This window comes from Paenibacillus lautus, assembly GCF_050482385.1.
GTDB lineage: Bacteria > Bacillota > Bacilli > Paenibacillales > Paenibacillaceae > Paenibacillus_AQ > Paenibacillus_AQ lautus_B.
The window spans coordinates 302325-327923 of sequence record NZ_JBCNHV010000001.1 but is presented as its reverse complement, the minus strand read 5'-3'; the positions used below and the strand labels follow the sequence as shown (position 1 = coordinate 327923).

At 51.1% G+C, this 25599-nt stretch carries 21 protein-coding genes, 1 tRNA gene and 1 pseudogene; 14 read left to right on the top strand and 9 right to left on the bottom strand.

Going from position 1 to position 25599, the window contains the following annotated elements; translation table 11 throughout:
• The first annotated feature begins 53 nt into the window (after positions 1–53).
• From ABEW73_RS01640 to ABEW73_RS01630, 3 genes and pseudogenes are all read left to right on the top strand, one after another.
• The gene (locus ABEW73_RS01640; protein WP_430173441.1) at positions 54–857 is read left to right on the top strand and encodes an extracellular solute-binding protein; all 804 of its coding nucleotides are present in this window, start codon (positions 54–56) and stop codon (positions 855–857) included.
• Positions 858–924: 67 nt separating this feature from the next.
• Positions 925–1056, top strand: a complete 132-nt coding sequence (locus ABEW73_RS01635) for a hypothetical protein (protein WP_430206366.1) — start codon at positions 925–927, stop codon at positions 1054–1056.
• Between the two features lie 388 nt (positions 1057–1444).
• A pseudogene (locus tag ABEW73_RS01630) lies at positions 1445–1955 on the top strand (NADPH-dependent FMN reductase).
• Positions 1956–2138: 183 nt separating this feature from the next.
• Here the strand turns inward: ABEW73_RS01630 and ABEW73_RS01625 are convergent.
• Together ABEW73_RS01625 and ABEW73_RS01620 are read right to left on the bottom strand one after the other, a co-directional pair.
• The gene (locus ABEW73_RS01625) at positions 2139–3527 is read right to left on the bottom strand and encodes an RsmF rRNA methyltransferase first C-terminal domain-containing protein (RefSeq protein ID WP_430173437.1); all 1389 of its coding nucleotides are present in this window, start codon (positions 3525–3527) and stop codon (positions 2139–2141) included.
• A 386-nt stretch (positions 3528–3913) separates the two neighbouring features.
• The gene (locus ABEW73_RS01620; RefSeq protein WP_430172385.1) at positions 3914–5077 is read right to left on the bottom strand and encodes a GGDEF domain-containing protein; all 1164 of its coding nucleotides are present in this window, start codon (positions 5075–5077) and stop codon (positions 3914–3916) included.
• 112 nt (positions 5078–5189) lie between these two features.
• On the opposite strand from ABEW73_RS01620, the gene ABEW73_RS01615 reads away from it, so the two are divergent.
• The 3 genes from ABEW73_RS01615 to ABEW73_RS01605 are packed head-to-tail and all read left to right on the top strand — an operon-like array spanning position 5190 to position 10846.
• On the top strand, positions 5190–6326 hold the full coding sequence (locus tag ABEW73_RS01615) for a glycosyltransferase family 4 protein (protein ID WP_430172387.1): 1137 nt from the start codon (positions 5190–5192) through the stop codon (positions 6324–6326).
• 9 nt (positions 6327–6335) lie between these two features.
• Positions 6336–7643 (top strand): metallophosphoesterase family protein, encoded by a 1308-nt coding sequence (locus ABEW73_RS01610; protein ID WP_430172388.1) that lies wholly within the window; start codon positions 6336–6338, stop codon positions 7641–7643.
• Positions 7640–10846: an AAA family ATPase gene (locus tag ABEW73_RS01605; RefSeq protein ID WP_430172390.1), complete on the top strand. Its 3207-nt coding sequence runs from the start codon at positions 7640–7642 to the stop codon at positions 10844–10846. The genes ABEW73_RS01610 and ABEW73_RS01605 overlap by 4 nt, the downstream gene beginning before the upstream one ends.
• A 54-nt stretch (positions 10847–10900) precedes the next feature.
• Here the strand turns inward: ABEW73_RS01605 and ABEW73_RS01600 are convergent, their stop codons facing one another.
• Complete coding sequence (locus ABEW73_RS01600) at positions 10901–11947, bottom strand: YkvI family membrane protein (protein WP_430172392.1); 1047 nt, start codon at positions 11945–11947, stop codon at positions 10901–10903.
• 250 nt (positions 11948–12197) lie between these two features.
• Between ABEW73_RS01600 and ABEW73_RS01595 the strand changes: the two genes are divergently transcribed.
• From ABEW73_RS01595 to ABEW73_RS01580, 4 genes are all read left to right on the top strand, one after another.
• Entirely contained in the window at positions 12198–12767 is a 570-nt protein-coding gene (locus ABEW73_RS01595; protein WP_430172394.1) for a xanthine phosphoribosyltransferase, read from the top strand.
• Between the two features lie 211 nt (positions 12768–12978).
• Positions 12979–13308: a hypothetical protein gene (locus ABEW73_RS01590; protein ID WP_071221736.1), complete on the top strand. Its 330-nt coding sequence runs from the start codon at positions 12979–12981 to the stop codon at positions 13306–13308.
• Positions 13309–13427: 119 nt separating this feature from the next.
• Positions 13428–13646: a hypothetical protein gene (locus tag ABEW73_RS01585; RefSeq protein WP_430172396.1), complete on the top strand. Its 219-nt coding sequence runs from the start codon at positions 13428–13430 to the stop codon at positions 13644–13646.
• A 75-nt stretch (positions 13647–13721) separates the two neighbouring features.
• On the top strand, positions 13722–14051 hold the full coding sequence (locus ABEW73_RS01580) for a carboxymuconolactone decarboxylase family protein (RefSeq protein WP_430105541.1): 330 nt from the start codon (positions 13722–13724) through the stop codon (positions 14049–14051).
• Between the two features lie 84 nt (positions 14052–14135).
• On the opposite strand, the gene ABEW73_RS01575 is transcribed toward ABEW73_RS01580, so the two are convergent.
• Positions 14136–14555, bottom strand: a complete 420-nt coding sequence (locus ABEW73_RS01575; RefSeq protein ID WP_098747900.1) for a hypothetical protein — start codon at positions 14553–14555, stop codon at positions 14136–14138.
• Between the two features lie 181 nt (positions 14556–14736).
• Here ABEW73_RS01575 and ABEW73_RS01570 point away from each other — a divergent pair.
• Positions 14737–14820: transfer RNA gene (locus ABEW73_RS01570), tRNA-Leu, on the top strand.
• A 169-nt stretch (positions 14821–14989) separates the two neighbouring features.
• Positions 14990–15871 (top strand): divergent polysaccharide deacetylase family protein, encoded by an 882-nt coding sequence (locus tag ABEW73_RS01565; protein WP_430172398.1) that lies wholly within the window; start codon positions 14990–14992, stop codon positions 15869–15871.
• Between the two features lie 358 nt (positions 15872–16229).
• Here ABEW73_RS01565 and ABEW73_RS01560 read toward each other — a convergent pair whose 3' ends face one another.
• Positions 16230–17033: an N-acetylmuramoyl-L-alanine amidase gene (locus ABEW73_RS01560; RefSeq protein WP_430172400.1), complete on the bottom strand. Its 804-nt coding sequence runs from the start codon at positions 17031–17033 to the stop codon at positions 16230–16232.
• Positions 17034–17182: 149 nt separating this feature from the next.
• Between ABEW73_RS01560 and ABEW73_RS01555 the strand changes: the two genes are divergently transcribed.
• A complete protein-coding gene (locus tag ABEW73_RS01555; RefSeq protein ID WP_430172402.1) occupies positions 17183–17374 on the top strand; it encodes a YqzE family protein in 192 nt (63 codons plus the stop codon).
• A gap of 225 nt (positions 17375–17599) precedes the next feature.
• Here the strand turns inward: ABEW73_RS01555 and ABEW73_RS01550 are convergent, their stop codons facing one another.
• The 3 genes from ABEW73_RS01550 to ABEW73_RS01540 all read right to left on the bottom strand — a co-directional run bounded on the left by ABEW73_RS01550 (position 17600) and on the right by ABEW73_RS01540 (position 21602).
• Positions 17600–18736, bottom strand: coding sequence for a hypothetical protein (locus ABEW73_RS01550; RefSeq protein ID WP_430172405.1), 1137 nt, complete (start codon positions 18734–18736; stop codon positions 17600–17602).
• Between the two features lie 144 nt (positions 18737–18880).
• Positions 18881–19843, bottom strand: coding sequence for a YqhG family protein (locus tag ABEW73_RS01545; RefSeq protein WP_430172407.1), 963 nt, complete (start codon positions 19841–19843; stop codon positions 18881–18883).
• 1 nt (position 19844) lies between these two features.
• Positions 19845–21602, bottom strand: coding sequence for a DEAD/DEAH box helicase (locus tag ABEW73_RS01540; RefSeq protein ID WP_430172408.1), 1758 nt, complete (start codon positions 21600–21602; stop codon positions 19845–19847).
• A 420-nt stretch (positions 21603–22022) separates the two neighbouring features.
• Here ABEW73_RS01540 and ABEW73_RS01535 point away from each other — a divergent pair, with 420 nt between their 5' ends.
• Entirely contained in the window at positions 22023–24668 is a 2646-nt protein-coding gene (locus tag ABEW73_RS01535; protein WP_430172924.1) for an adenosylcobalamin-dependent ribonucleoside-diphosphate reductase, read from the top strand.
• Positions 24669–24967: 299 nt separating this feature from the next.
• On the opposite strand, the gene ABEW73_RS01530 is transcribed toward ABEW73_RS01535, so the two are convergent.
• Positions 24968–25474: a MarR family winged helix-turn-helix transcriptional regulator gene (locus tag ABEW73_RS01530; protein ID WP_430172410.1), complete on the bottom strand. Its 507-nt coding sequence runs from the start codon at positions 25472–25474 to the stop codon at positions 24968–24970.
• Positions 25475–25599: the final 125 nt, after the last annotated feature.

Genomic DNA, 25599 nt, shown 5'->3' with positions numbered 1-25599 from the left:
TCGTTTCCTTTAATAATACCGGTAAATATCATGTATGAAATGGAGGAAGAATCATGAAGAAGACCGTGTTCCTATCAGCTCTACTGCTCTTTGTCATTACGGCTGCGGGATTGTCAGCCTATGCAGAAATGGATCCTAAGCCGGCGTCCCAGGCGACACCAAATTCCAGCCAAAGTGATCATGTCATCCGGGTGTACGGACCGGGCGGACCACTTGGACCGATCAAGGAAGCTGCTGAACATTTTTCAGCTGAAACGGGAATCAAAGTGGAAGTAACAGCGGGACCAGAGGGGAATTGGATCGGCAAGGCAAAGCAAGATGCAGATATTATTTTCGGTGGTTCCGAGTACATGATGCAGGACTTCATCTTCAACCACCCCGAAATGATCGACACTAAATCACGAACGGAGCTTTACCCGCGCGCTGCAGGAATATTGGTGAGGAAAGGAAATCCTAAGAAGATTGAAAGCCTGGAGGATTTAACGAAAAAGGGAGTAAAAATAATCGATGTGAATGGGGCTGGCCAGCTTGGCCTGTGGGAAGACCTGGCAGGCAGAAAAGGGCTGATCGAAGGCATTTCCCAAAATATTAACCTTTCTGTAAAGTCGAGTGCCGAAGCCATTGAACGATGGAAATCGAATTCCAGCCTGGATGCCTGGATTACCTATGAATCGTGGCATTACCGGCTCAAGGATGTGACCTACCTAGTCGAACTACCCGAAGAAGAAAAGCTCTATCGTGGAACGCCGATCTCCCTGACGAAAATCACCGATCAGAAAAAAGAGGCACAGCAATTTATTGATTATTTAAGAACGGAAGAATCTCATCAAATCTTTCAAAAATGGGGCTGGAAGTAAGGGAGAGCCTTAAATCTAAAAAGGCCATTGGGATTTTTTAATTCCCGTTAAAAAGACCGTTTCCGGAATGAAATCATGGATGCCGATGATGAGTGCAACGGATGGGGAAACCACCCTGCTGATTAAAAAAACAGGCTTTAAACCAGGTACGGGTACGCTGGATGTGGAATTGGAATACAGGCGGCCGTGTGCACTCTGATGTATGCGGACAGGAGGTCCGCTATTTGCCAACAACTGTACCAAATTCAAGGATTCGTGGACACAGAATCCGTTATTCTCGGTTTTCCCCTGATTTTGCGGTGATATACCGGCAATTGCGGAACCTGTGTCCGCTTAACCTTATGTTTAGCACCTTTGTTTACAAATAGCGGAATCACAGTCCGCACGGCGTTGGTTTAATGGCTTTTTCCTCATAAAATCCCCTTAAAGAATCATTGGTTTCCCATATGGGTTTCCAACAATATCTACCTTAAGGGGGTTCACTTAATTAAAATGTATCTTCAGCCTCTGCCTCTATATGTTCCCCGTCAGCAGTATCGCCTTGGCCGCTAATCCCCTGACCTTTTCCATTTCGAGTACCAACGGCGATGAATTATACGCTGATAGCTGCTCGCGATAAATATCCGGATGCCGAGATGATCTTGCTGGATTTAGCTGAACACAACCTTGTTTTTGGCGATGGCCGGAATTATCGGGAATATGAGGGGGATACCCGCTATGTAGCCGAAACAATTATGGCGGCAGATGCCCTCATCATCGGTACGCCTACCTTCCAGGCTTCCATCCCGGCGACGCTCAAGAACGTTTTCGACTTATTGCCGGTGAACGCTTTCGCGGCGTGTCGTCAGTATGCTGGCAACGGCGGGGTCCGCGAGACATTTTCTGATGATCGAGCAGCAGTTAAAGCCGATTCTGTCCTATATGAAGGCGCATATCGTTCCAACGTACGTGTTTATTGAAGAAAAGGACTTTCACCGCAATGAAATCGTGAATGACGATATCCTCTTTCGCATTGAGCGTCTGGTCGAGGACACGGTAATGCATTTGAATGTGGTGCCCGCGATCCAGGAGGCCAAAGACGCAGCCTATGATTTTTGATCAGTTGATCAGATTTAGATGGCCAGATAAAGTTTTATAAATAAAGGGGCTATACTCCCTGCATGTTGTTGCAGAGAGATGGCCCCTTTGTACATATTTAATCAGACTGCTGAATTCGGAAGCTTATCCGTTTTAACGATGGTTTCGATCTATACGGTTCTGTATGGGTTTTAGAAATGGGCGTTACTTGGGATTACGCAAGCCTTTGGGCAGGTGATTCTTGAGCTGTCCGCCGCTGGCTTTGCCCCAACCCAGAGGTAATCCATCCGAGGTTACAAGCGTCCATCCCCGGTATTTGGAAGGAATGGAGAGTACTTCTCCCCGCAAATAAGCAGCTGTCTCGGCAGAATCTGAAGGCAGATCCCAGCTGCGGGCAGCTTGGCCAGGATGCAAGGACATAGCAAGGGCATGCGCCGGTTCGACGCGATTCTTCTTCAGATGAGCCAGATGCAGACCTGCGCGCGGCAACTTCAATCCCTTTAGCTGCTTGTCATTCCATGCCAAGCTCTCGCTGGCCGGAAGCCAGTACAGCTCCTCACCGAACAATATCGGAGTACCGCCGTTAAGCTCAAATCCTGGGATGTCCTGCTTCGCCCAAGCCTGATATTCAGCCATAGCGGATGGCGCAGGCGTTTGTTTGCTGCCTCGATTTGATTTTGCCGGGGATTTACTTCTGACCGCGGAGTAATCGAGGTCTTCATGTAAAGCTTCGGCAGCCGCCGTTTTGACCAAGATGGCAACAAAATGCCCCTCCCCCCGTTCCAAGTGGGGCCACAACCGCTTCATTTCACGCAGTTCCATATCGGGATACTGCGAAAGAATGCGCTCCATCATCTCTTCATTCTCGGCCGTGTTGAATGTACAGGTGGAATAAGCCAGAGTTCCTCCCGGTTTAAGCATCCGGTACGCCTCCTGGACAATGTCCCACTGCCGGGCAACGCATAGATCCACATGTTCAGGCGACCATTCCTCAATTGCTGCGGCATCCTTTCGAAACATGCCTTCACCGGAGCATGGTGCATCGAGCATGATCCGGTCAAAGCAGGCAACGAAACGGCGGGATAGCTGATCCGGCGCCGCACTCGTAACGACTGTATTCATGATTCCCATACGTTCCACGTTCTCGGCCAGAATCCGCGCCCGTTCGGGATGGATCTCATTGGAGACGAGCAGTCCCCGGCCCATCATCTTGGAGGCAATATGGCTGGTCTTGCCGCCGGGAGCTGCCGCAAGATCCAGGATGGTCTCTCCCGGCTGAGGATTCAACAGCTCGACTGCGGACATTGCCGAGGGCTCCTGAATATAATATAGTCCAGCGGCATGATAGGGGTGTTTGCCTGGACGCAGTCTTTCATCATAATAGTATCCGGTATCACACCAGGGCACTGGCGTCAGCTCAAATTGCCGGATGAGTTTTTTTACGCTGTCTGCGGCATGAACCGCTTTCAGCCGGTTAAGACGCAGCCCGTGGGTTCGGGGGAAATCATAGCTGTCCCAAAAATCGCACGAGGCATCCCCAAGAATATCATTCATGCTGGTGACAAAGCCAACAGGCAATAGTTCCTTTCTCATTTGTTATACTGCTCCTTCTTTAGATTAGGGTACATGATTCAATGGATAGGTGAAAAATCCCAGTTATATAAGTTGAACTAAAGATTCTTAGCCCGAGCATCACTACGAATACGGATTATTCTTCCGATCGCTGTTGCCCCCAGATATCTATCAATCCATTATAAATGGTTGAAATCCGGGTGCAAAGGCGACCGCTACCGCTTCTCCAGAATAATTCCGCCTTCTCCGTTGAGGTTCTTCTCTTCATTAGTTCAATCTATATAGTCATTTCTTCTCCGGCTTTAAGGAATCGGTCATTAGTTTATCATGTTGCCGAGGGCGTAGTAAAGAAATGTCAAGCAAAAAAAAGACCGCCCACTTCATATAGTGGGCAGCCTGCGCCAGTGTTATCCGGCGGATTCCGTTGATTCGGTAGATGAGGTTTTTAAGGAGCGGTAATCGGATACCTTGTTTTTGCCGGTCGTTTTGGAATGATACATCGCTTTGTCGGCCTGTTTCATGAGTTCATCACCGCGAACGCCTTTGCGCAGTACGCTGTAACCGATACTGATGGTGACGATGCTCTCGCTTGCCACTCTGGCTCGGATGTTCTCGGCGACCTGCGCGGGTTTGACTTTACGGTCAACCACCAGGGCGACTAATTCCTCGCCACCATACCGCCCGGTAATCCCGATACCATCAAGCTCTTCCTCCATAATGGCGGCGACCTGCTTCAGCACTTCATCGGCTCTGGCATGGCCCTGGGTATCATTCAGCTTCTTGAAATTGTCGATGTCGCAAAAGATAGCGGATATCTTCAATTCCTGAGACGCGTAATGGTCCAGATACTTCATAAAATGCCTGCGGTTGTAGAGTCCTGTCAATCCGTCCGTAATGGCTGACCGGTAGATGGACTGCATCAGCTCGACAATGCGTCTGAACAGGATGAAGAACACGATGCTATAGAAGAACACCGGCAGGGCGAGTGCGAGTCCCTGAAGCGCAGGCGACAGACTGCCAGAATAGGTATGTATGGATAGCAGGATAGCCGAGATGGCGTAGATGGCAAGTCCAATCGCATATTTGATCGGTTGTCCGATCCGCGGGGTGACTTTGGTATAAGCCAGATAGAGCGCAACGAGCTGAAAACCATCAAAATATATGCTTTGCCATATCGGGTCCAGGGTGTAAGGAAGAAATGAGGGAAGAATGAGCGGAAGCATAAGAAGTAGGGCTGACAACAAGGGAAGCCAATAATGCATGGTCTTGACTCTACGGTACAGCATGACAATCGAGACGTTCAGCAGGACAAACGAAAAAAGCTGAATGAAACGAAGGACGTCCGATTCCGGTGAAAAAACAGATTTTCCACTCCAAGCCGAATGGATGTTCAGACCCTCGTATGTCATAATGAAGAGGAAGGCTGCCGCCATATATATGTAAGCATTCTTGCGTTGCTTGCTGTACATAAAGAGACACATGATCAGCATCATAAGCGCGATATAAGCTCCGCATACAGCAAATATGGTAGGTAGTGGAGAAGTGGACCAGTAACTCAATTCATAGGACAAATCGATTCACTCCTGAGTAGGGATAGGTTTCCTTTGTATGAAACATATGTTCTAATATATCATATCGAAAAAGAATGAATCTGAAAAGAGATTTAGAGAAAGGGGGACCCCCATGAAACTTCTTCAAGCGTTATTCTTCCCTCCTGAACAGCCAGGCGGCGTCTCGTCCATGATTCCTTATTTGCAGGAGCGTTTTCATTCATCCCGTTGGGAGATGGAGATGTTCTGGCTGCCCAAGCGGATCCGCAACAAAGGCCAGGAGGATCCGATATTCCACACCTTTGATTGGAAAGAGTTCAAAGGGAGTGCGATTGTAGCCAAATACCTTCAAACCTACCGGGATTATCTGTGGTGGACACGTCTGCGTCTGCAAAAGCCTTATGATCTTATCCATAGTCATCATCCGATTGCAGGCATGTCGATGAAAGCCGTATTCCCTGAGGTTCCGCTCATCCAGACCGTGCATTCCAGTTACGAGCGCGAGCTCATCCTGAACGGAAGAATCAAAGAGGGAGGGCTGGAGCACAGATTCCTGGTCTCTCTATATAAGGAGCTTGAGTATATCAGCGACCGTCTGTTGACAGTGTCGAGCTCCTTCAAGGATTACATGGCTCCCTACGTGAATACGCCCGAATCCATCGGGGTTATCCATAACGGATTTGATGATAAAAGATTTAAACCGGTGCCTCATGAAAATGCGGTGCCGCAGTTGATTACGGTATGCCGTCTGGTGCCTGCAAAAGGATTGGACATTCTGCTCCAAGCCTGCGCGGAACTGAAACGCAAAGGCTATGATTACGTCCTTCATATTATCGGCGACGGACCTTCCCGTCAGGAGCTCGAGGAGATGGCCAAAACGCTCGGCATCTACCAGGAGACGATTTTTTACGGATATACGCTGCATCCCGAGGAGTTTATGCCGTTCTTTGATATCTTTGTCCTGCCTTCGAGAGCGGAGGCGTTTGGCTCGGTGTTCGCGGAAGCGGCGCTTAGTTGCCTTGCGCTGGTAGGCACCGATGTCGGCGGCATCGCGGAGCAGATCGAGGATGGGGTAAACGGCTTGCTTGTACCTCCGGAGGATCCGATAGCACTCAGCGTTGCGCTCGAGAAGGTCATCAGTGATCCACTCTACCGTTATGAGCTTGCCCGGACCGCTTCGGATAAGGCGAAGAGTCAATACTCCCTGTCCAGATCCGTAAATGAACTGAAAAAAATGTATTTGAAATTTCAACCTAAGATAGAGAGTTAGGGATCGGTTATGGCTTCTTTTCGATTTATTCATGCTGCGGATTTACATCTGGACAGTCCGTTTATCGGGATCAGCGGTCTCGATGACAACCTGCGGTCTTTCGTTCAGGAATCGACCTTCCGTGCGCTGGAGCGGCTCGTGCAACTCGCCATCGACCAGCATGTTGATTTTATCGTCATCAGCGGGGACATATATGATAGCTCCAACATCTCGCTGCGCGCGCAGCTTCGCTTCCTGGAGTCCCTTAACCGTCTGGGAATGGAAGGGATTGCGCTATACGTGATCCATGGAAATCATGATCCGCTGGACAGCACCAAGCTTACTATGACGCTGCCTCCCCATGTCCATGTGTTTGGGGCGGAGCCTGCAAGCGTAACGGCCGTTCGCCGCTCGGATCATCAAGAAGTGGCGGTCATTACCGGGATGTCGTATCCGACCTCGAAGGTCACCGATAATATTGCGATACGTTATCCTGCTCCGTCATCCGGACTCTACCATATCGGACTTCTGCATGCGAACGTGGATGGGGATCCCCAGCACGAAACCTATGCACCCTGTACAAAAAGGGATCTAATCCAGGCCGGATTTCATTACTGGGCGCTTGGGCATATTCACTCCCGTCGAATCTTGCAGGAATCTCCTTATATTGTGTATCCGGGCAATATCCAGGGACGTCATGTCCGGGAGACGGGACCCAAAGGATGTTATATCGTCGATGTGGATGGGAGCTTGAATTCGAAGCTGAGCTTCCATGAGCTTGATTCCATGCGCTGGCACATCGTTGAAGCGCCACTTGATTCTTATCAGGATGTCGATGAATGGAGACGCGCTTTGGAATCCATGCTCACCCAAATAGCCACAGCGTACGCGGATGGGCTTAGCATGATCCGCGTTCGGATTACGGGACGAGGTCCGGTTCATCGTCAGCTTGAAGGCGGATATGTGCTCGATGAGCTGCTGACCGATCTGCGGAGAAGAGAAGCCGCGAAGGGGCGGTCATGCGGCTATCGGGGATGCGTCTGGATCGAGAGCTTCTCCCTTCAATCTGGGGACGCGATCGATACCGAGAGGCTGCTTGCGGAAGACAGCTTTGCAGGGGACTTGCTACGTCTTGTTCGAGGGGAACAGGGACGGGTTCAAGACCCTGACGGGGTTGTTGCGAAGAGCTTGGAGCCTCTGCTGGAGCATGCGGAGCTCCGTTCCTTGCTGGACGAGATCCATCCGGAGGAACTGCTGGAATGGGTTCGCAGAGCGGAGGAACTGACCTTAGGCTTATTGCTGCGCGACCGTTCACAAGGGGAAGGTGTCGGAACATGAGACTAGAGCGGATGAACATTCAAGGCTTCGGAGCTGTCCGGGACAAGAGCCTTGCGATAGATGCACCTGTGACCGTGCTGTATGGGCCGAATGAAGCGGGAAAGAGCAGTGTCCTTTATTTTATCCGAGCCATGCTGTACGGATTCCCGGGGAAGGGCTCGCCGGCAGAACGCGGCGAGCCTTCGGGGGAAGGCGTTCATGGTGGCGAGCTGCGCTTTCTGGATAAGGAGGGAGTACCTTGGGTGGTCCGGCGCTACAATCGGCCCAGAGAAGGAAATTCAGCCACCAGCAGGGGCGAGCGTGTACATATTCATAAACTAGCGGATAACGGGATCGTGATCGAGCTTGGTCAGCAGGAACTGGAGCAATATGCATTGGGCGGCGTGTCCAGGGATATGTTTCGTCAGCTGTTTGCCATCTCGTTAAGCGAGCTACAGGAAATCCGCAGTCTGCAATCTGCCGAGATGAGCGGTTACCTGTTTCATGCCGGAATCGGCGGCGGGGCCAATATACTGGAAGCGGAACGTAAGTTGTCCCAGGAGATGGACAAGCTGTATAAGCCGCGCGGAAAGGTTCAGCATACCGCCAAGCTGCTGCAATCCATCGAGCATTTAAGAACCCAGGTTGTGGAGAGCAAGACGTACGTTTCCCGCTATAACGAGACCGTTACATCCATTCTGGAAATACAGGAACGGTTGAATCTACTGGAACAGGATCGCACCAGGGACGCGGAGGATTTGTCGCTGCTTCGAAAAGCGCAGGACATTCGTCCGGCCTGGCTGGAATGGCGTGAGGCCAGGTTGGAACTCAAGGATCTGATGGACAGTGACAACTTTCCTCCGGATGGTATCCCCCGTTACGAAAAGATGCAGGAGGAAGAGCGTCTTCTCCTCGCCCAGTCCATCCGCGTCGAGCGGGCAATCGATGACGTGGAGGACAAGCTGAGAGCCCTCCCCCTGAATGCGTTCATGGAACAGTATGGCGAACGGATTGAGGAGCTTTGGGCGAAACGAAGTATGCATGAAGCCGCAAACCGGGAGCTTGCCGAACTGACGGCCGAATACAAATCTCAGGAGATCCGGCTGGAACAGCTGCTCCGGGATATCGATCCAGCATGGACCCGGCAAGAGCTGCTGGCTCTATCGGTATCCGCTTCGGAGCGCGAGGAGGTCCGGCGAATCAGTGCGGCCTTTGCCGGGTATGATCGCCGGATGGAGGCGCTGTTCATTGAACTGCGCGGGGCCCAGCGTTCGGCGGCGGCAGCCGAATCGGCGCTGCGGGAAGCCAGGCGGCAGCAACGCGAGGAAATGGATCGGGGACAAGAGGCATTTGCCATGATTCAGCCGGCAGCGCCTCAGGAGACCGCTGCACTGTGGAATCAGCTGCAGCTGGAGATCGAGCGTTGGCGTGAGCGGCGATTGACCCGGACTCAGCCAGAGCCTGTTTCCACGCGCAAATCGGGGAGGGGCCGATTACCTCGGATGTACGGGGGTCTGCTGGCGGGAATGGCTGTTATGACATTCCTGTTGGTAGCCGTATTGTTATGGACGTCAACCACGGAAGCTGCCGTGATCTCAGGCTTCGTGATGCTGCTCGGCATGGGCTACGTATTCTGGAGCGGTCAACGTGGTCGGGAGGTTCATGGTTCTGTTTCAAATGAGACCCATAATCTAGATGGGCAGGGAATGGAACATATTGATCATCTCTATTCCAGGCTGGTCTCAGCCCCTTACGCGGCAGCAGCAGTGAGCACGATTCCGGGCAGTCGAAGGGACAAAAGCGTTGTACTGGCTCGCGACCCCTTCATGGTGGAGGCCCAGATGCGCGAGCTCCGATCTGTGATGGAAGGCTGGCAAGCATGGCGGCAGCGGCTCGATCGATTGACGTCCGATGGTGCGGCGGCTGAGGAGAAGGCTGCGCTGCAACAGGCTGAATTACAAACGGTTCAGGGCGCCATCGATCAGGAAGAGAAGCGATATTTGGAGCTGGAGCGGCAGTGGGAGGCTTGGCTTATGTCCCGATCACTCCCGCAGAGTCTGTCGCCTGACGTGATGCTGGACGTATTCGTCAAAGTTGAGCAGGGGCAGGAGCTGATCCGGCAGCAAAAATCGCTTGGCCTGAAAATGGATGTTCTGTTAAAAGAGGCGGAGGGTTATATCATCCAATGCCATGAGATCTTTGCGGCGGATCCCCAAGGAGACGCTAACGGCAGCCGAATCCCAGCCATCGCTGAGCTCGGCAACGTCCATTCCAGATGGAAGATCTATCAAGAGGATTCGAGACAGAAGAAGGTCCTTGCAGAGCGTATTCAAGAGCTTCGCAAAGAGGGGGCTGCGATAGAAGAAGAGCGGGAAGGGCTGCAGCTGCGTAAAGCGGCTCTGATTGCATCGTCCCAATCGGCAGACGAAGAAACCTTTCTTCGTATGGGAGCTGCTGCGAAACGCCGGGAGGAGCTTGTTCGCACGATCCGCCATCACGAAATTACCATGTTCAGCGGCTGGGATGATGCGGGTCGCCGGCAGCTTGAACAGCTGCTGGAGCTGACGGATGCTGCGGAACTTGAAGCGCAATGTTTCAAGAAGGAAGAAGACGTATCCGCCGCGCTCCACCTGCGGGACGAGCTTCAGGAACGGCGGGGGCGGCTGCTTCAGGAGAGAGAGTCACTGGAAGCTGCGGGAAACCAGGATTCCGCCCTGCAGCAGCTGGAGGAGCAGCGATCCGCCCTGCGGGAAGTAGTCTCCCAATATGCGGTACGTTCGATGGCCTCCGAATTTATCAAACGTACACGCCGCATGTACGAGGAAGAGAAACAGCCGCAGGTGCTGCAGCTGGCTTCCGGCTACTTCTCCATGCTGACCGGCGGCATGTACAGCCGAATGGTTATGCGGATGGGAGATCAGAGCCTGCTGGCAGAGCGCCCGACTGGTGAATTGGTGGAGAGCAGCAGACTAAGCCGCGGCACGGCGGAGCAGTTATATCTGGCGATGCGGCTCGGTCTGATCCAATCGATGCCACATGCGGCGGGGTTGCCGTTATTGCTTGATGATCTGTTTGTTAATTTTGACGGGGAACGGCTCGGACATGCGCTCGAGCTTCTCGCGGAGTTGTCGCAAGACCGACAAGTCGTGATGATGACGTGTCATCGACATGTAGCGGAGCAAACCATGAAACGCATACCCAATGCACAATTGATCACGATGTAGCCATAAGAAGGGGCTTCCCATGGGCAGGTTTATCATACCTTTGGGAAAGCCCCTTTATTTCCCCCTGATATCGGGGATTCCGAACAAAGTCAGTCGGAGCACCCAGAGCAGACACAGTCCCCCAAACATCGGGTAGAGGAGAGAGAGCAGGGAACTGAACCCGAACTGGCTGAAGAAATAACAGAACACCATAATGCCAAGGGTAATGACTCTGGGCGAGAGCGAGGTTCGCTGCTGAGCCTGCAGGGTAATCCCGTAAATATTGGCCACGAAGGTGCTGAAAATTTCAAGGAAGATCAGAATGAGATAGATGATCTGTACCAGCCAGCCCAGTTGGTTGGCGATGCTGCCCATCGGGATTTCGAATTGGGCGATGCCGGGCATGTGGGCGGACAACGCAAAATGCGCTGCCATCAGCATAAACCCTACGCCTGTTCCTCCAATGATGCCTCCCCAGGTTACCGTGCGCGCACTTTCGGTCTGGCTGCCGAGCGGGACCAGCACCGGCATCGCCATGACCAGGTTAAAGGCGGTGTAGAGCAGTGGCGCCAGCCAAACCGCAGGCAGGCTATGGTCCGTAGTCAAGGTTAAGAATCGGGTGGCACCCGGTGTCTGAATCGTCTGAGAAATAATCGCAAGCGATAAGGTCAGCATCATGGGCACGACAAGACTATTCATCGTCATGATGGACTGGATGCCTTTTCTGAGAATGAAATAGGTTCCGATCATCGTGACAAACAACCCGGTCTGATAGCTCATGTTCAGATGCTCCACAAAAACAGAGCCAGCGCCGGCAAGCATGATGCTGTTCACCCCGAGCAGAATGACAAACATAAAGAGGCTGATCCAGACGCCGGCTTTCTCTCCAAACAGAAATTTATTCAAGTCCTCAAATGATTTGGCCCCGATCCGTCTGGATATTGTCATGATTTTCGTGCCGAGCCAAATGAATAATCCTGTCGTAAGCAGAATGGTCAGTGTAGCCCAGTGTCCATATTGGGTAAAGAATTGAAGGATTTCCCGTCCGGTCGCAAAGCCAGCGCCGACGATGGTTCCGATATATGTAAAGGCGATCTGTAAAACACGAATAGATTTACGCAAGCCCCGCATCCCCCTTGAAAGTTAATCGTTCTGCATAGTACAAGGTATGCTTGGCTCAGCTGGGACATGACTCCTACCTGTCCAGGTCCTTTGCCGTAGGCATGACAAGGGTTAGTGCCAGGTAACGGAGATCCATGTCAGGAATTGTGACGGAAACCGTACAGTTAAATGACGGAGTCCCCGTTTGTACTTGCCGTATAGGGTGGAATATGTTACTTTTACGACAAAGGAATCGTGGGAGGTCTTTTGGATGGATTGGTTGAAGGAGCGGATCATCAAAGAAGGTGTCGTGTTGTCGGATCAGGTGCTGAAGCTGGATGCTTTGCTGACGCATCAAGTAGATCCGGCTTTAATTATGGGTATGGGTCGGGAATTCGCGGTGAGATTTAAAGAAAGCGGTGTGACCAAGGTTATAACGTTGGAATCCTCCGGCATTTCTGTTGCTTTTGCCGCGGCGCTGGAATTGGGAGTTCCAATGGTATTCGCCCGGCGCAAAAAAACGCTGCTTGCCGATCCAGACGCCTTGTGTGAGCGGGTTCCGTCTTTTACCAAGGGCATTGTCACGGACATTATGGTATCGCGCCAGTTTATCGGTGAAGAGGATAAGTTACTCTTCATTGATGACATTATCGCGAACGGGGACGCTGCAAGAGGCCTGATCAAGATTATTGAACGAGCAGGGGCGGAATTAATCGGGCTTGGCGTTGTGATTGAAAAGAGCTTCCAGGCCGGTGCACGAACGCTGCGCGAACAGAATGTTCATGTGGAATCGCTTGTTACCATCTCGTCACTTGAGGACGGGAAGATTACGTTCAGCTAAAACTTAGCATCTTCTTTGGCATGTTAGCGATAGAGCAACTACGGATTAGGCCTTAAGTCATGAACGATTCCACCTAGCTTTGGGGAAGTGGAAAAATGGCAATTCGTAGTCGATGTTCATTGGATTCCTGCCTAAAATCACAACAAAATCTTTTCGCCTCCGTGATTTTCGCTTATAATAAAGAGGTAGGCAAGAGAGAGGAGGCAGCACCATGGGGAAACAACCTGTAACCGAGCCGTTTTTGATCGAGAAGCTGAATGAAGCAAAGGTACATTTTGAACGTGCTTTGGATTGTAAACATACGGAGTTTGATGATCTATATCCCTATATGATTGAACATCCTCAGTTTTTCTGGTACAAACGCTATGTTGCCTGGTCAGAACTGCTGACGATTGCCGGATTGTGTGAGGAGGTTTCCTTCGAATGGAAGGAACAGTTTACGCCTCAGCAGGTAGAATATATCGAGAAGCGTGTCATGTCTTCAACCGTTCTGGATTTTTGGTACGAGAAGAATGACAGCATCGAGCCGGCACAGCGTTAATGGGTATATAGAACATCTCTTAGTCGGGATGTTTGTCGATATCGCAACGCATTCAAAAGACCTAAATGATCTCATTTAGGTCTTTTTTTGCAGAGTACGTTTATGGAGGAGGTATGGTGATGATTAGCGATGAAAGACTCGATGAGCTGCGGCTCTCCGGCGAATTGGTTCGGGTTGTGCGAGATGGCTTGGAGTCCAATGATATTATAGGCTTTGTTGTCGCCTGGGACCCGGAGCAGGTCATTATACGCCGCAGAAACCGGCGGGTCGTTAAATTGGATCGCCGCTACAGCTACCAGCTTAAAAAAGATCCAAGAGTAAGCCCGATCGAAGAGTAGGAGTAGGCATAGATCTCGAACTTGTCGGACAACTTAACCTCGCATCAAATTTTTGTGGAAGAGGTGCTTTGGGTTATGGAAATGTCCAATGACAAGGTCTCGGCTTATAAGAATGAAATTCTGAATTTGAAGCAGAGCATGCCGGAGATGGCAGAGGCGTATCATCAGTTCACCGGCGTGTGCTTTCAGGATGGCGAGCTGGATGAGCGAACGAAGCAGCTGATCGCGCTCGGGATCGGACTGTTTGCCAATAATGAGCTGTGCACCTTCTATCATATGGAGGAAGCCCGTGCGAAGGGAGCCTCGGATGCTCAGATTATGGAGGCTGTAGCCGTGGCGTCTGCCGCCAGTGCAGGACATGCTCTCTCGCAGGGACTGACCCGCATACAGCATAATCTTCATTGATTCACGTGTTACCAATAACCGTCTCAACCGGAGCATTCTTGTTCAGTGGGGGAGACGGTTATTCTCTGTTTAAAGGGCGGCGATTTAGCGGGCGGAAACAGCGGCAGGAGGATGGGCTTGCTCGGAGGACTCGGTCTCGGGCGAGACTAGGCCAAGATAGGCTCGCATGCGGTCCATCATCTCCTCACGGAAGGATGGCCATAGAATGTTCATCGAACCAATGTAACCCCGGCATGCATATCGCGCCTGGATTCCATCCTGGTTTTGCCCAATATCATACACCTTGATCGCCCGCTTGGTGAATTCCTGCTTCACCTCACGAAGAAGCACAGCAGCACGCTTGGCTCCGTTCCCCACAACTTCTACATACAATTGTGGGCTCTTGAAGACACCGCTCTCCTGAATGATTCGGCAATCCCTTTCAAACACCTTATGGATGAACATCAGCAGCAGGTAACTCTTGATCAATGCTCGTTCTTCTGTCGTAACAGCCGGTATGGCCATCAACATCACCGCCTTTATATAGAAAATGGTTATTGAATGAGAACTTATGTTCTTATTTTAACCGAAAAACAGGTTTTTAATCAAGTTCTAAAAAAGTGTTGACTCGATTTACCTGGCGTGATATTATATATCTTGTCGCCGCTGATAAGAGTTTGTCTCCTAGAAGCGATGAACATGATACGCGGTCGTGGCGGAATTGGCAGACGCGCACGGTTCAGGTCCGTGTGGGCTAACCCCCGTGGAGGTTCGAGTCCTCTCGACCGCATCCTTATGAAGAAGCTCGTAAACTTGCTTTTTAGCAGTTTACGAGCTTTTTTGTGTTGAGATTTGGACGGCAAACCGGCAACATTTACTTTCTGACTTACATATTTGATTCACTTTTCTCAAACAATACGGTTAGGTATGTATGAATAGGAGTGGAAAGGGGCGTCAAGATGCGGAAGGTATATAAAAATTCGGTGATCCTGCTGTGTATGGCATGGGGGATCGTGAATGGGCCACAGATCGGCTATGGGGCAGGGATGGTTGATTGGACTGATCTGTCACGTCAGGAGCCAAACCAAGTGCACGAAGAATCCGGTCGCAACAGGCCCGGCCAGGAAAAGAAAACGAATAAGCTAGCCGTCATCATCGATGATTTTGGCAATAATCAGAAAGGAACTCAGGAAATGCTCAGTCTGCCTGTCAAAATCACGGTCGCTGTCATGCCTTTTTTGCCGACAAGCGTGAAGGACGCCGAAGCCGCGCATCGGAAAGGCCATGACGTCATTATCCATATGCCCATGGAGCCTAAGCAGGGGCGAGCTTCCTGGCTTGGACCGGGTGCCATCTTAAGCTCGCTTACCGATGAGGAAATTCGTAAACGCTTGGAAGAGGCCATTGATTCAATTCCTTATGCTGTAGGGATTAATAATCATATGGGCTCCAAGGTTACCGGGGATGAACGAGTCATGTCCATCGTACTCGACGTATGCAAGGAGAGAGGGCTGTTCTTTATCGACAGCAAGACGAATTACTACAGCGTGGTTGGCAAACTGGCAGCGGAGAAAGGGATGCCATCCATCGCCAACGATATCTTCCTGGATAACGTTCATACCGTTCAGCACGTGAGCAAGCAGCTGCAGACCGCAGCGCAGCATGCGGAAGAGAGAACTTCCTGCATTGCAATAGGCCATGTTGGCGCGTATGGAATCCGCACGGCAGAAGCGCTAAAAGGAAGCATTCCTAAACTGCAGACGAGGGTGGAGTTTGTAGGTATCAGCGATCTGGTTAGGGAACGATCAAGCTGGCGGCCGAATCCGCTGCCTGCGTATTAGTGGAATAGCAACTGATGGCGATTTTTTGACATGTTCTGAGTAACTGGTGGTATAAGGTTATCCGACGTCAGTCCACATCTTGTATAGTCATAAAAAATCAATAGCCTTCCAGACAAGGACCCGGTGATTCCGATCCCTGTATGGAAGGCTGTACTTTTGTTGAGGCGGCTGGTGGCATGCTGGGCATGCTGTGAATTATCTCGCCAATGTTGTCGCTGACGCGCTGTGCGGAAGTTACGGTGCTGCGAAGTCGATCCACAATACGCCCGATTTCATTGTGGCCTCGATCAGTTGATTTCCGTTCCGAATCGTGTTGGCTACTGAGCCGGGTAGGATGAAAACAAAAAACAGCCCCAACCTACAGGGCCGTTAAATAACTGATAATCCCGTCGGCAATGGCCTCGGCTATCTGCATTTGACCATTACGGCTGGTCAATAAGTTCCGGTCCTCCATGTTGCTGAGGAAACCCGTTTCAACGATGACGGCGGGTACTTGGGTTTGATTGAGCAGATAATACGGCTTGCCTATCATGATGCCATTGTTGCTTCGATAAACCAGATTCAATTGTTCTTGAATGGTTTCCGCAAGCAAGGTGCTGCGACCCTCAGATTGGTGGAGCACGATTCCCCCACGTCGGGTGGAATTCTTTCCCCAATTCACATGAACACTGACCACCAGCTTGGTCGGGATTTCGCTGCTGAGCTGTTTACGCTGCGACAAATCCCGACGATGTCTGGAGGAGCTTCGATGCCATCGGTTGTCGTCGCTAAGGGCGTAATCGGCATCGCGATTCAGCACGGCAGGATAGCCCTCCTTGCGAAGCAGCATGAACAGTCTGCGTGAAATGGCCAGGTTGATATCTTTTTCGAGAATGTCCCCATACGATGTACCGCCGTCAATGCCGCCATGGCCCACATCGATCAGAATGACATCATGTGCAAAAGGGTGCAGGTGCCGGAGCTTGGATTGGTCGATTTTCTGACCCGAGGAGTGGGTGGATTCCGGCGTTTCGGACGTAAGACCATCTGTCTGTATCGATGTCTGATGAACGGTTCTTGGGGGATGCGTCATGGCATGCTTCTTCACTGGACAGGCTTCGGTGACAGAACCCGGGAATGCCAGCGTAAAGAGAAGCATCCACACCCCTGCTGCCTTAACCATGATGGATTCCTTCTTTCACGTAAATTTCTGCTTTATTAGAATGTGCATATAGCGGAAAAATCATGCCGTTCAAATACGTGCGTCTAGAATCGATCGAAATGGAGCAAACTGATACTGGGATGTGGATAAACCATAAGGAGTTGATTCATATGGCTAGCGGCGATGATTTGATCAAGTACATTACCGAGCGCGTGGTTCATTATATAGATACGCCCAAGGACGTTCGACGCAAGGCGAAGGTGAAGGAATCCTGGACCACAAGGTGGTTCGGCATGATACCGTTCTCGATGTCGCTATGGAAAGAGGATGTAACCACCAAACGCAGAAAAAGGCAAAAGTAAAAGCTAGTGCATGTTCATTTATAAAGTCGCGTTTTGTACATCGTGTGCGTTGCTCCCTATACGAACGATTTCAGGCTTATGCTTCTCGATGGCGTAGACCTTTTGAGTGCTAAGTGCACAACTATAAACCGTTTTGAAAATATAAAGGACGCTGCCCGTTAAAGGGCCGCGTCCTTTAGTCAGTTATGGCCTATTGCATGGATGAGGGAGGATTGCTAACCCGTTTTAATTCGGCTGAGCATAAAATTGACCTTGTCCGATTAACCGGGATGCCGGCAGGAAACGGAGGGTCTCTGTATTCCGCAAAGGAACCGAAACATAAAGCGCAGCCGGGTTCTCCTGATTCGCCGAGGACCAGCGATGCCAGCCGGTTAAGTTAAAAGGTGCGCCGTAAGCGGCATTTTCTTTTTTAGACTTGAATATCAGGGTGGAGTGCTCCTGCAGTAAATTCCGCAGATCGGCGCTGCTTCGGGCCCTTAGATTGCCAGTGGTTAGCCACAGCAGATTATCGTAAGGATCAATGGAGTCGCCGGTTGCGATGGAGGGCGTTCCGGCATACCAATGATTGGACGTGGATGAAGCCACGAGTCCTTTGGCTGCGTCAGGCAGAGATACGGATACCGGCTTAGTTGTTGGATACGTCTGCTGGGGCTCCTCCGGCAGAGCTTCACTATTCAGTGCACTAAAATAGATTGGCTTCTTGCCGGGCAGCTGGACCTGCCAGACGGGGGACACGTCATACAGCTTGCGTACGATGCTTCCTTGAGGCAATGATCCTCCGGCCTTTACAAGTCCTTCCGCAGTGAGCCGCTCGTTCAGCGGCGCTTGGCTGTAGGGAAGAGTCGAGCCGATCCCGTATTCACTCAGGATATATCCACCGTCTTCTTCTGCACTGATAATCATGTATCCTTGCGGCAGCCCTTCAGCGGAAATCGTGACCAACCAGCCGTGCGTGCCCGGACCGAGCGGGGTGAATTCGAGCTTGGCTTCATCCCAGGTCGTAAATGGCGCATGGGCCGATAATTGAGCGACAGTCTCCTCAGCAAAGTCCATCAAACTCCCGGGCACCTGAGCCACGGCGTTGTTCTGATTAACACCTGAAACGCCTAATATATGAAGATCCGCTGTAAGCTGAGTGTCTGTCAGATTAAGGCTGTTCGCAGAAATGGAAACGTCGGCTTGGCTAGCGGCAGCCATGCTTGCTTGCGGCTGGACCGTGTTGAACCACAGGATAGTTGTTACGATCATAGAGACAGACAATATTCGATATCGGCTGGTCTGGTTGTTATCGGGTGATTTTGGCTGGGGATTCTTGCAATCCTTGTCATTATGGTCATGAAGTTTCATGTTCCACCTTTTCAAATCATTAACCGCCTTTCCTTGGCCCTACGCGCCGTGGATGTGTTGGAATCATCATATCGGACAAGCTCTGCAAAGGCTGTTGCAAGCTGTCGCGGTAGGAGAAGGGAGAATGGTTCTTTTTTTGCCTGCTTTTGTAGAGGGGCGTCATGATGACGCACCCACAGGCGAACACAGATGAAATAGACCGCAGGTTATGACGGACAAGCTCACTTTCGGCTCGTACTGCCACTGCATTTCGGACCGGCGGTTTTTATATTGCTCCTCGATGAGCGCTTTTTTCTCTTCGTCCTGCTCCTTGAGCAGGTCCTCGTAATAGCTGTCGATCACCAACAGTTCTTCTTCAAGACGTTCTCTTGCTTTGGTGGCCCAGTCATAGTCGAGCTTGCTTATTTTGTCGATAAGATGATTCTCCAGCGCATCTACGGCCTGCTCGAGCGTCAGAGCCGCCGGTCGTACGTGAACGCTCTCCGGCAAGCGGGGGGTTAGTTCGCGTCCATTCAGGGTCGCCGGGAAGTCTTGGGCAATCGCACGGCTAGATAGTGAGATTCCGAGAAAAAACAATTCCTCCCGCTTCAGATCACAGCTGAACTCCACCTTGAAGCAGACGCCCAGCCACTGCTCATATGGAGTGGAACGGGCTCTCGGACGCGGCTCGGTATCGCGCTGCTGGAACAGATAGACGCATTTGCCCTCCTCTCGGGAAGCATTCCAGATTTGGGCGAGCCGGCTGCTGCCGTAGCCAATGTTCTCCCGCTGAATGCGGCCGGGACCAAGGATAGGCAGAACCGGAGCATTCCCGTAAAAACGGGCCAGAAGCGGATCCTGTGCCGGTGCAGCGAGTTGCGCCTTGGTTTCGGCTTCTTGGGTCTTTGCAAGCCGTTCGTCGTATTTTTCGGGATCAAACACGAAATTGAACGACAACGTTTCGGCGGGAGCGCCGGTACGTTCCACGAAGCCCCAGTAATACGGGCGGTTGGTGAGCATTTTGTCGGCTTGCGGCGACAGTTTCACGGTGACATGCTCAGGCGATTTTTCAATGACGGTGCATTCGGTGGCTTCCAAATAGGCCATGAAGTGCTGCTGCACCTCCTGCGGCGTCATGGTCATATTAGGCTTCTTCCTCTCTTAGATTTTCTTCGACGGTGCTTCCCTGCTCGATATCCTGTTTAATATGGTGAATCGAGTCGCCCAATGTGCTGATGCGCTGGCGGATTTCATCATCGTTGCCGGACTCCAGCATGATTTTGTACAGGCTCTTCTCGATGGATTCCTTCTTCTCGAACCGCTCCAGAATGACATCCAGTCCGCCGATGACCATCTCGAACATGTTGATCTTCTCGTGCAGCAGGTTCAGGATGTGCTCTTCGATGGTTCCCGAAGTGGATAGGTTGTAGATCTTCACGTCATTGGTTTGGCCGAGACGATGCACGCGTCCGATCCGCTGCTCAACCCGCATGGGATTCCAGGGCAGATCAAAGTTGATCATATGGTGACAGAATTGCAGATTGATGCCTTCGCCGCCGGCTTCGGTCGCGATCATGACCTGCGCCTTGCCGCGGAAGAGATCCATCATCCAGTCCTTCTTGCCGCGGTTCATTCCGCCTCGGTAAGGTACGGAAATCAGTCCGTGGTCGCGGAAATAATTGAGCAAGTATTCCTGCGTGGCGCGGTATTCCGTAAATACAATGACCTTCTCGTTCATTTGCTTGATCAGCTCGATGGTTTTTTCCGCCTTGGTGTTGGCTTTGATGGCCTTGATGAGATAGACGAGCTCCCAGATTTTATCGCGCAGCGGAGAGTCCTCGGGCAGCTTCTTGGACAGATTAACAAGAGTCACGAAGACGGCATCGCGGCTGCTGCACACTTCACGCTGGAGGGTAACGAGGGACAGCATACTGCTTAAATTTCCCCCTGCTGCCTGATACTGATCTTTGACGAAGGACGTAACGCCGTCGTATAATGACTGTTCTTCGGGCGAAAGGCTAAGCCCTACATTGCGGACGGATCGCTTGGTGAATTTCACTTCGCCCTCGCCGCGGCGGTTACGGATCATGACCTTGGACAGCTCATCCTTGAGCTGATCCTGGTTCTTGGGTCTTCGTTTATCGACAACAAAATTAGCGGCAAACTGCCCCTGGCCACCGAGCTGGCCCGGCTTCAGGAGGGTGATCAGATTGAAGAGCTCGCTGAGATCGTTCTGCACCGGCGTGGCCGTCAGCAAGAGGCAGTATTTTTTGCGCAGCTTTTGAATGAATTGATAATTGGATGTTTTCTTGTTCTTGAGCTTGTGCGCTTCATCGATAATGAGCATGTCGTATTCCTCGTTCAACAGAATCTCCTGATGCGGATCGCGTTTGGCCGTGTCCATGGAGGCAACGACGATATCATTGCCCCAGGAGTACGCTTTTTTCTGCGCAATCGCGGGAATGCCGAACTTGGAGTTCAGCTCGCGAACCCATTGCAGCACAAGGGAAGCCGGAACGAGAATCAACACTTTGGATACCAGGCCGCGCACGATGTATTCTTTTAAAATAAGGCCGGCTTCAATCGTCTTTCCTAGTCCCACCTCATCGGCCAGAATTGCTCTGCCTGACATCTCGAACAATACGCGTCTTGCGGTATCGGTCTGATGGGGGAGCGGGGATAAGCCGCCAAGGTGCTTGAGGCATTGTAATTCTTCAAAGCTTGTAACCAAGCGGGATTTCTCGCCTTCAACGGCAAGCTGGGCCAGACGATAGTCACCCCAAGGTCCACCCTTCTCCAGTCGACCGGCGAGATCGTCAAACCAGGAACGGTCGATCTGCAGTGGAACGGGAAGGCGCGGGTCGGTAATCATGCCTGATTCGGCAGATGGCTGATGGTTCATGTCGATCTCCTCCTGTTGTGAAAGATTCCGGGCCAGCGGTGTATATGTAGTATGGACGAAAAAAGAAGTCTTCATAACCTTGCACGAATTCGGGAGGCGTGGAATACCCTATAGGGCGCACGGCTGCTGGAATTGGATATTTTCATCTTTTTTTTCATAGGGAAGGGCGAAAAAGAGAGCGAGAGGAAGAAAGCGGAAGCTTGCGAGTGGGAGCTTGGATCTGTTGGCTTAATTTTCACATTATCGGCATAGTTAACCTATATATAGTGTAGTATAATGAATTGATAGCACTATATATGGTGTATATAGTGGTTTAGAATGTTTGACCGGCTACATAACAGGTTATGTTGTTGGTGAGCGCATGACTGCGGAACTTTTTAATTTTATATCTTATATAGGAGGTAGTTGCTCTTGAGTACGATGCAGAATCAGCGGCTGGAAGGTTTAAGCGAGAAGATCTTTTTGGACCGGTATGCTTGGAAGGATGCGGACACCAACAACGCGAAGGTAGGCGATGTGGTGCTCGTTTTGACGAAGGATGATCCTAAATTTCCGACCAAGGAAGTTGGCGAAATCGTGAACCGCGAAGGCCGCAAGGTCACGGTGAAGACACGGAAGGGCGAGCTTGTGGAATCGGATGTGGAGAAACTGACGTTAACTATCGAGAAAACGCCGGAAGAAATGTGGGATCGACTCGCGGCTGCCATGTCATCGGTTGAGGCAACGCCGGAACTGCAGGAGGAGTGGCGCGGAAAGTTCCGCGAGATTCTGGATGATTGGAAGCTGGTACCGGGCGGACGGATTGCAGCTGGAGCGGGTGCGAGCGATGAATTGACGCTGTTCAACTGTTACGTGATTCCTTCACCAAAGGACAGCCGGGGCGGTATCATGGAAACCCTGAGCGAGATGACCGAGATCATGGCGCGTGGTGGCGGTGTCGGCATTAACTTGTCTTCTCTGCGTCCACGGCGCGCGATCGTAAGAGGCGTGAACGGTTCTTCCAGCGGTGCGGTATCATGGGGCGGATTGTTCAGTTATACGACGGGATTGATCGAGCAGGGCGGAAGCCGCCGGGGTGCGCTCATGCTGATGATTAACGATTGGCATCCGGACGTGGAGGATTTCATTACCGTGAAGCAGACGATGGGACAAGTTACGAATGCCAACCTGTCGGTATGCGTCAGCAATGATTTCATGAAGGCTGTGAAGGAAGATCTGGACTGGGAGTTGGTGTTCCCGGATACTACTGATCCTGATTATGATGAGCTGTGGGACGGGGATCTGGATAAATGGAAGAAAGCCGGACACAGTATCATTCCATATAAAACCGTAAAAGCACGCAAGGTCTGGCACACGATTATCGAATCCGCATGGAAATCGGCAGAGCCTGGCGTCGTATTCATGGAATACTATAACCAGATGTCCAACAGCTGGTATTTCAATCCAATTATCTGCACGAACCCTTGCGGTGAGCAGGGACTTCCAGGCTGGGGCGTATGTAATCTGTCCGCGATGAACCTGTCGAAGTTCTATGATGAAGCGAATCATGACGTTGCCTGGGATGAGCTGGCGACAACGACGCGTTACTCTGTGCGTTTCCTGGATAATGTCATTGACCGGACGCCGTACCATTTTGAAGAAAACGAATTGAACCAGAAAAAAGAGCGCCGCGTGGGTCTCGGAACGATGGGTCTGGCCGAGCTGATGATCAAGCTGAACATCCGTTACGGCAGCCCGGAATCGCTGGAGTTCCTGGATAAGCTGTATGGCTTCATCGCTCGCGAAGCGTATCTTGCTTCTGCGGATATTGCCGAGGAGAAAGGTTCGTTCCAAGCATTCGATGCCGAACTGTACCTGCAAAGCGGCTTCATGAAAAATATGGCCGAAGTGTATCCTGAAGTTGCTGAAGCGGTTCGTGAAAAAGGCGCGCGCAACGTTACCGTCATTACCCAGGCGCCGACAGGCAGTACGGGAACCATGGTCGGAACGTCGACGGGCATCGAGCCGTATTTCGCCTTCAAATACTTCCGTCAGAGCCGTCTTGGCTTCGATGAGCAGTTCGTGCCCATTGCGCAGGATTGGTTGGACAGCCATCCGGGCGAAGAGCTTCCGGATTATTACGTCACGGCAATGAGTCTCTCCGCCGAGGACCACATCCGCGTGCAGGCGGCGATTCAGCGCTGGGTCGACAGCTCGATCTCGAAGACGGCCAACTGCCCGTCGGATTTCACGGTTGAAGATACAAAGCGCCTGTATGAACTGGCATTCGACCTCGGATGCAAAGGCGTAACGATCTACCGCGACGGCAGCCGCGACGTGCAGGTGCTGCAGACGGAGAAAAAAGAAGATAAGGCCGCCGAAACGACAACAGCTTCTACTGCGGAAACAGCGCTGGAACAAAGCGCGGTAGGCCAAGCCGCAGAGGATGCGGCGAGCGTGGAGCCTGCTGCTGCAAGCGTGGCCGTGACAGCCTCACCGAGCAAGAGCGGGCTGGATAAACAATACAAGAAGCGTCCGCAAGTGCTGCGCGGCGCAACCTATAAAATGAACACGCCGTTTGGCATGGCGTACATTACGATCAACGATCTGGACGGCATTCCAAGCGAAATCTTCCTGAACGTCGGCAAGGCCGGATCCGATGTATTCGCGATGGCGGAAGCCTTGGGCCGCGTCTGCTCCTTGTTCCTGCGTTACGGGGACCATGGCAACAAGGTGGAGCTGCTGATCAAGCACCTCAAAGGCATCGGCGGCACCGGCGCGATCGGCTTCGGCGCGAACCGCGTGGAATCCATCGCCGACGCCGTGGCGAAGGCGCTCGAAACGCACGTGGCCAACAACGCCGGGGCGGATCATGACCATGATCCGGCACCGGTCGCAGCCACGATGGCGCCTGTCGATGCAGGCGAGTCTGGGGCGACTGCATCTGCTGGGTATGGCGGACACGGCTCGCACGCAGGCGGCAGCTCGATGTCGCTGGATCTGTGCCCATCCTGTGGTGGAGCATCCTTGATTAACATCGAGGGATGCAAGACTTGCGGGAATTGCGGGTATAGTAAGTGTTCTTGAGGAAGTTGAACTCGTTTAGAAACATTAAATAAATAATGAATGATCATTTCAAAAACATTGGAGATTTCCGCGAAGGCGGGGATCTCTTTTTTATTTACCATGAGACGATGCCGATAATATGCAGTACGTTACAAACCATTCCAGTGAGAATGGCGGGAATGGTCATTTGTACTTGGAACACATGTTATATCAATTTAAAAACAGTGAATGCTATAGCATTCATTAAAAAAGTCAGCCAATAAAGGCTGACTTCTATGTCTTTCAATTAATTAAAATGCTGTATCCCAAGTTTTCGCTTATTACTCTATTCGAATGAGTTTAACCTCTTTCTTTTGCTTTGTTTTTTCTGATGTAGCCGTAGCTGCGATATCTAAGATAGCTTCCATTTTCTGAATATACTGCTCCGGGATTTCATCTAGCAGGGAAAAGATTTTCTTGAAGGATTTTTCATAAGCGTATTGTACGTATTGATCATATACTTCTTTGCCTGTTTGGGTAGCCTTAATAATAATGTTTTTCTTATTATCAGAGGTATGGTATTTTTCGAGAAACCCTTTCTCCACCATTTTTGTAACATTTTTCGAGAATGCGCTCTTAGATATTCCCAGCCGATTCGAAATTTCAAGCATGTTGTGGTTTTTATCTTCATTTTCCAATATATATTCTAGTACTTGAATTTGAGCAGCCGAAAACAAAAAAGGAGTATTATAGCGATACTCTTTTTTGTATGAGTGCGCATAGGCATTACCAAATTTCACAAGCCTTTCAACAAATAATCTATTTTTCCCCATCCATTCCAGTGACATCGACATCACTCTTTTCCTGTTCATTTAATTCTTAAAATTATATCAAAAAAAATAAATTCAACAAAGGATATATTCTATATTGCTTTCATCCATAATGTGTAGTATAAAAACAATATAGTTTACAC

Excerpts from the sequence above, each read along its gene's own strand:
- ABEW73_RS01640 (WP_430173441.1), top strand. The coding sequence starts at position 54 with ATGAAGAAGACCGTGTTCCTATCAGCTCTACTGCTCTTTGTCATTACG.
- ABEW73_RS01635 (WP_430206366.1), top strand. The coding sequence starts at position 925 with ATGAAATCATGGATGCCGATGATGAGTGCAACGGATGGGGAAACCACC.
- ABEW73_RS01625 (WP_430173437.1), bottom strand. The coding sequence starts at position 3,527 with ATGAGAAAGGAACTATTGCCTGTTGGCTTTGTCACCAGCATGAATGAT.
- ABEW73_RS01615 (WP_430172387.1), top strand. The coding sequence starts at position 5,190 with ATGAAACTTCTTCAAGCGTTATTCTTCCCTCCTGAACAGCCAGGCGGC.
- ABEW73_RS01610 (WP_430172388.1), top strand. The coding sequence starts at position 6,336 with ATGGCTTCTTTTCGATTTATTCATGCTGCGGATTTACATCTGGACAGT.
- ABEW73_RS01605 (WP_430172390.1), top strand. The coding sequence starts at position 7,640 with ATGAGACTAGAGCGGATGAACATTCAAGGCTTCGGAGCTGTCCGGGAC.
- ABEW73_RS01595 (WP_430172394.1), top strand. The coding sequence starts at position 12,198 with ATGGATTGGTTGAAGGAGCGGATCATCAAAGAAGGTGTCGTGTTGTCG.
- ABEW73_RS01590 (WP_071221736.1), top strand. The coding sequence starts at position 12,979 with ATGGGGAAACAACCTGTAACCGAGCCGTTTTTGATCGAGAAGCTGAAT.
- ABEW73_RS01585 (WP_430172396.1), top strand. The coding sequence starts at position 13,428 with ATGATTAGCGATGAAAGACTCGATGAGCTGCGGCTCTCCGGCGAATTG.
- ABEW73_RS01580 (WP_430105541.1), top strand. The coding sequence starts at position 13,722 with ATGGAAATGTCCAATGACAAGGTCTCGGCTTATAAGAATGAAATTCTG.
- ABEW73_RS01575 (WP_098747900.1), bottom strand. The coding sequence starts at position 14,555 with ATGGCCATACCGGCTGTTACGACAGAAGAACGAGCATTGATCAAGAGT.
- ABEW73_RS01565 (WP_430172398.1), top strand. The coding sequence starts at position 14,990 with ATGCGGAAGGTATATAAAAATTCGGTGATCCTGCTGTGTATGGCATGG.
- ABEW73_RS01560 (WP_430172400.1), bottom strand. The coding sequence starts at position 17,033 with ATGGTTAAGGCAGCAGGGGTGTGGATGCTTCTCTTTACGCTGGCATTC.
- ABEW73_RS01555 (WP_430172402.1), top strand. The coding sequence starts at position 17,183 with ATGGCTAGCGGCGATGATTTGATCAAGTACATTACCGAGCGCGTGGTT.
- ABEW73_RS01545 (WP_430172407.1), bottom strand. The coding sequence starts at position 19,843 with ATGACCATGACGCCGCAGGAGGTGCAGCAGCACTTCATGGCCTATTTG.
- ABEW73_RS01540 (WP_430172408.1), bottom strand. The coding sequence starts at position 21,602 with ATGAACCATCAGCCATCTGCCGAATCAGGCATGATTACCGACCCGCGC.
- ABEW73_RS01535 (WP_430172924.1), top strand. The coding sequence starts at position 22,023 with ATGCAGAATCAGCGGCTGGAAGGTTTAAGCGAGAAGATCTTTTTGGAC.
- ABEW73_RS01530 (WP_430172410.1), bottom strand. The coding sequence starts at position 25,474 with ATGTCACTGGAATGGATGGGGAAAAATAGATTATTTGTTGAAAGGCTT.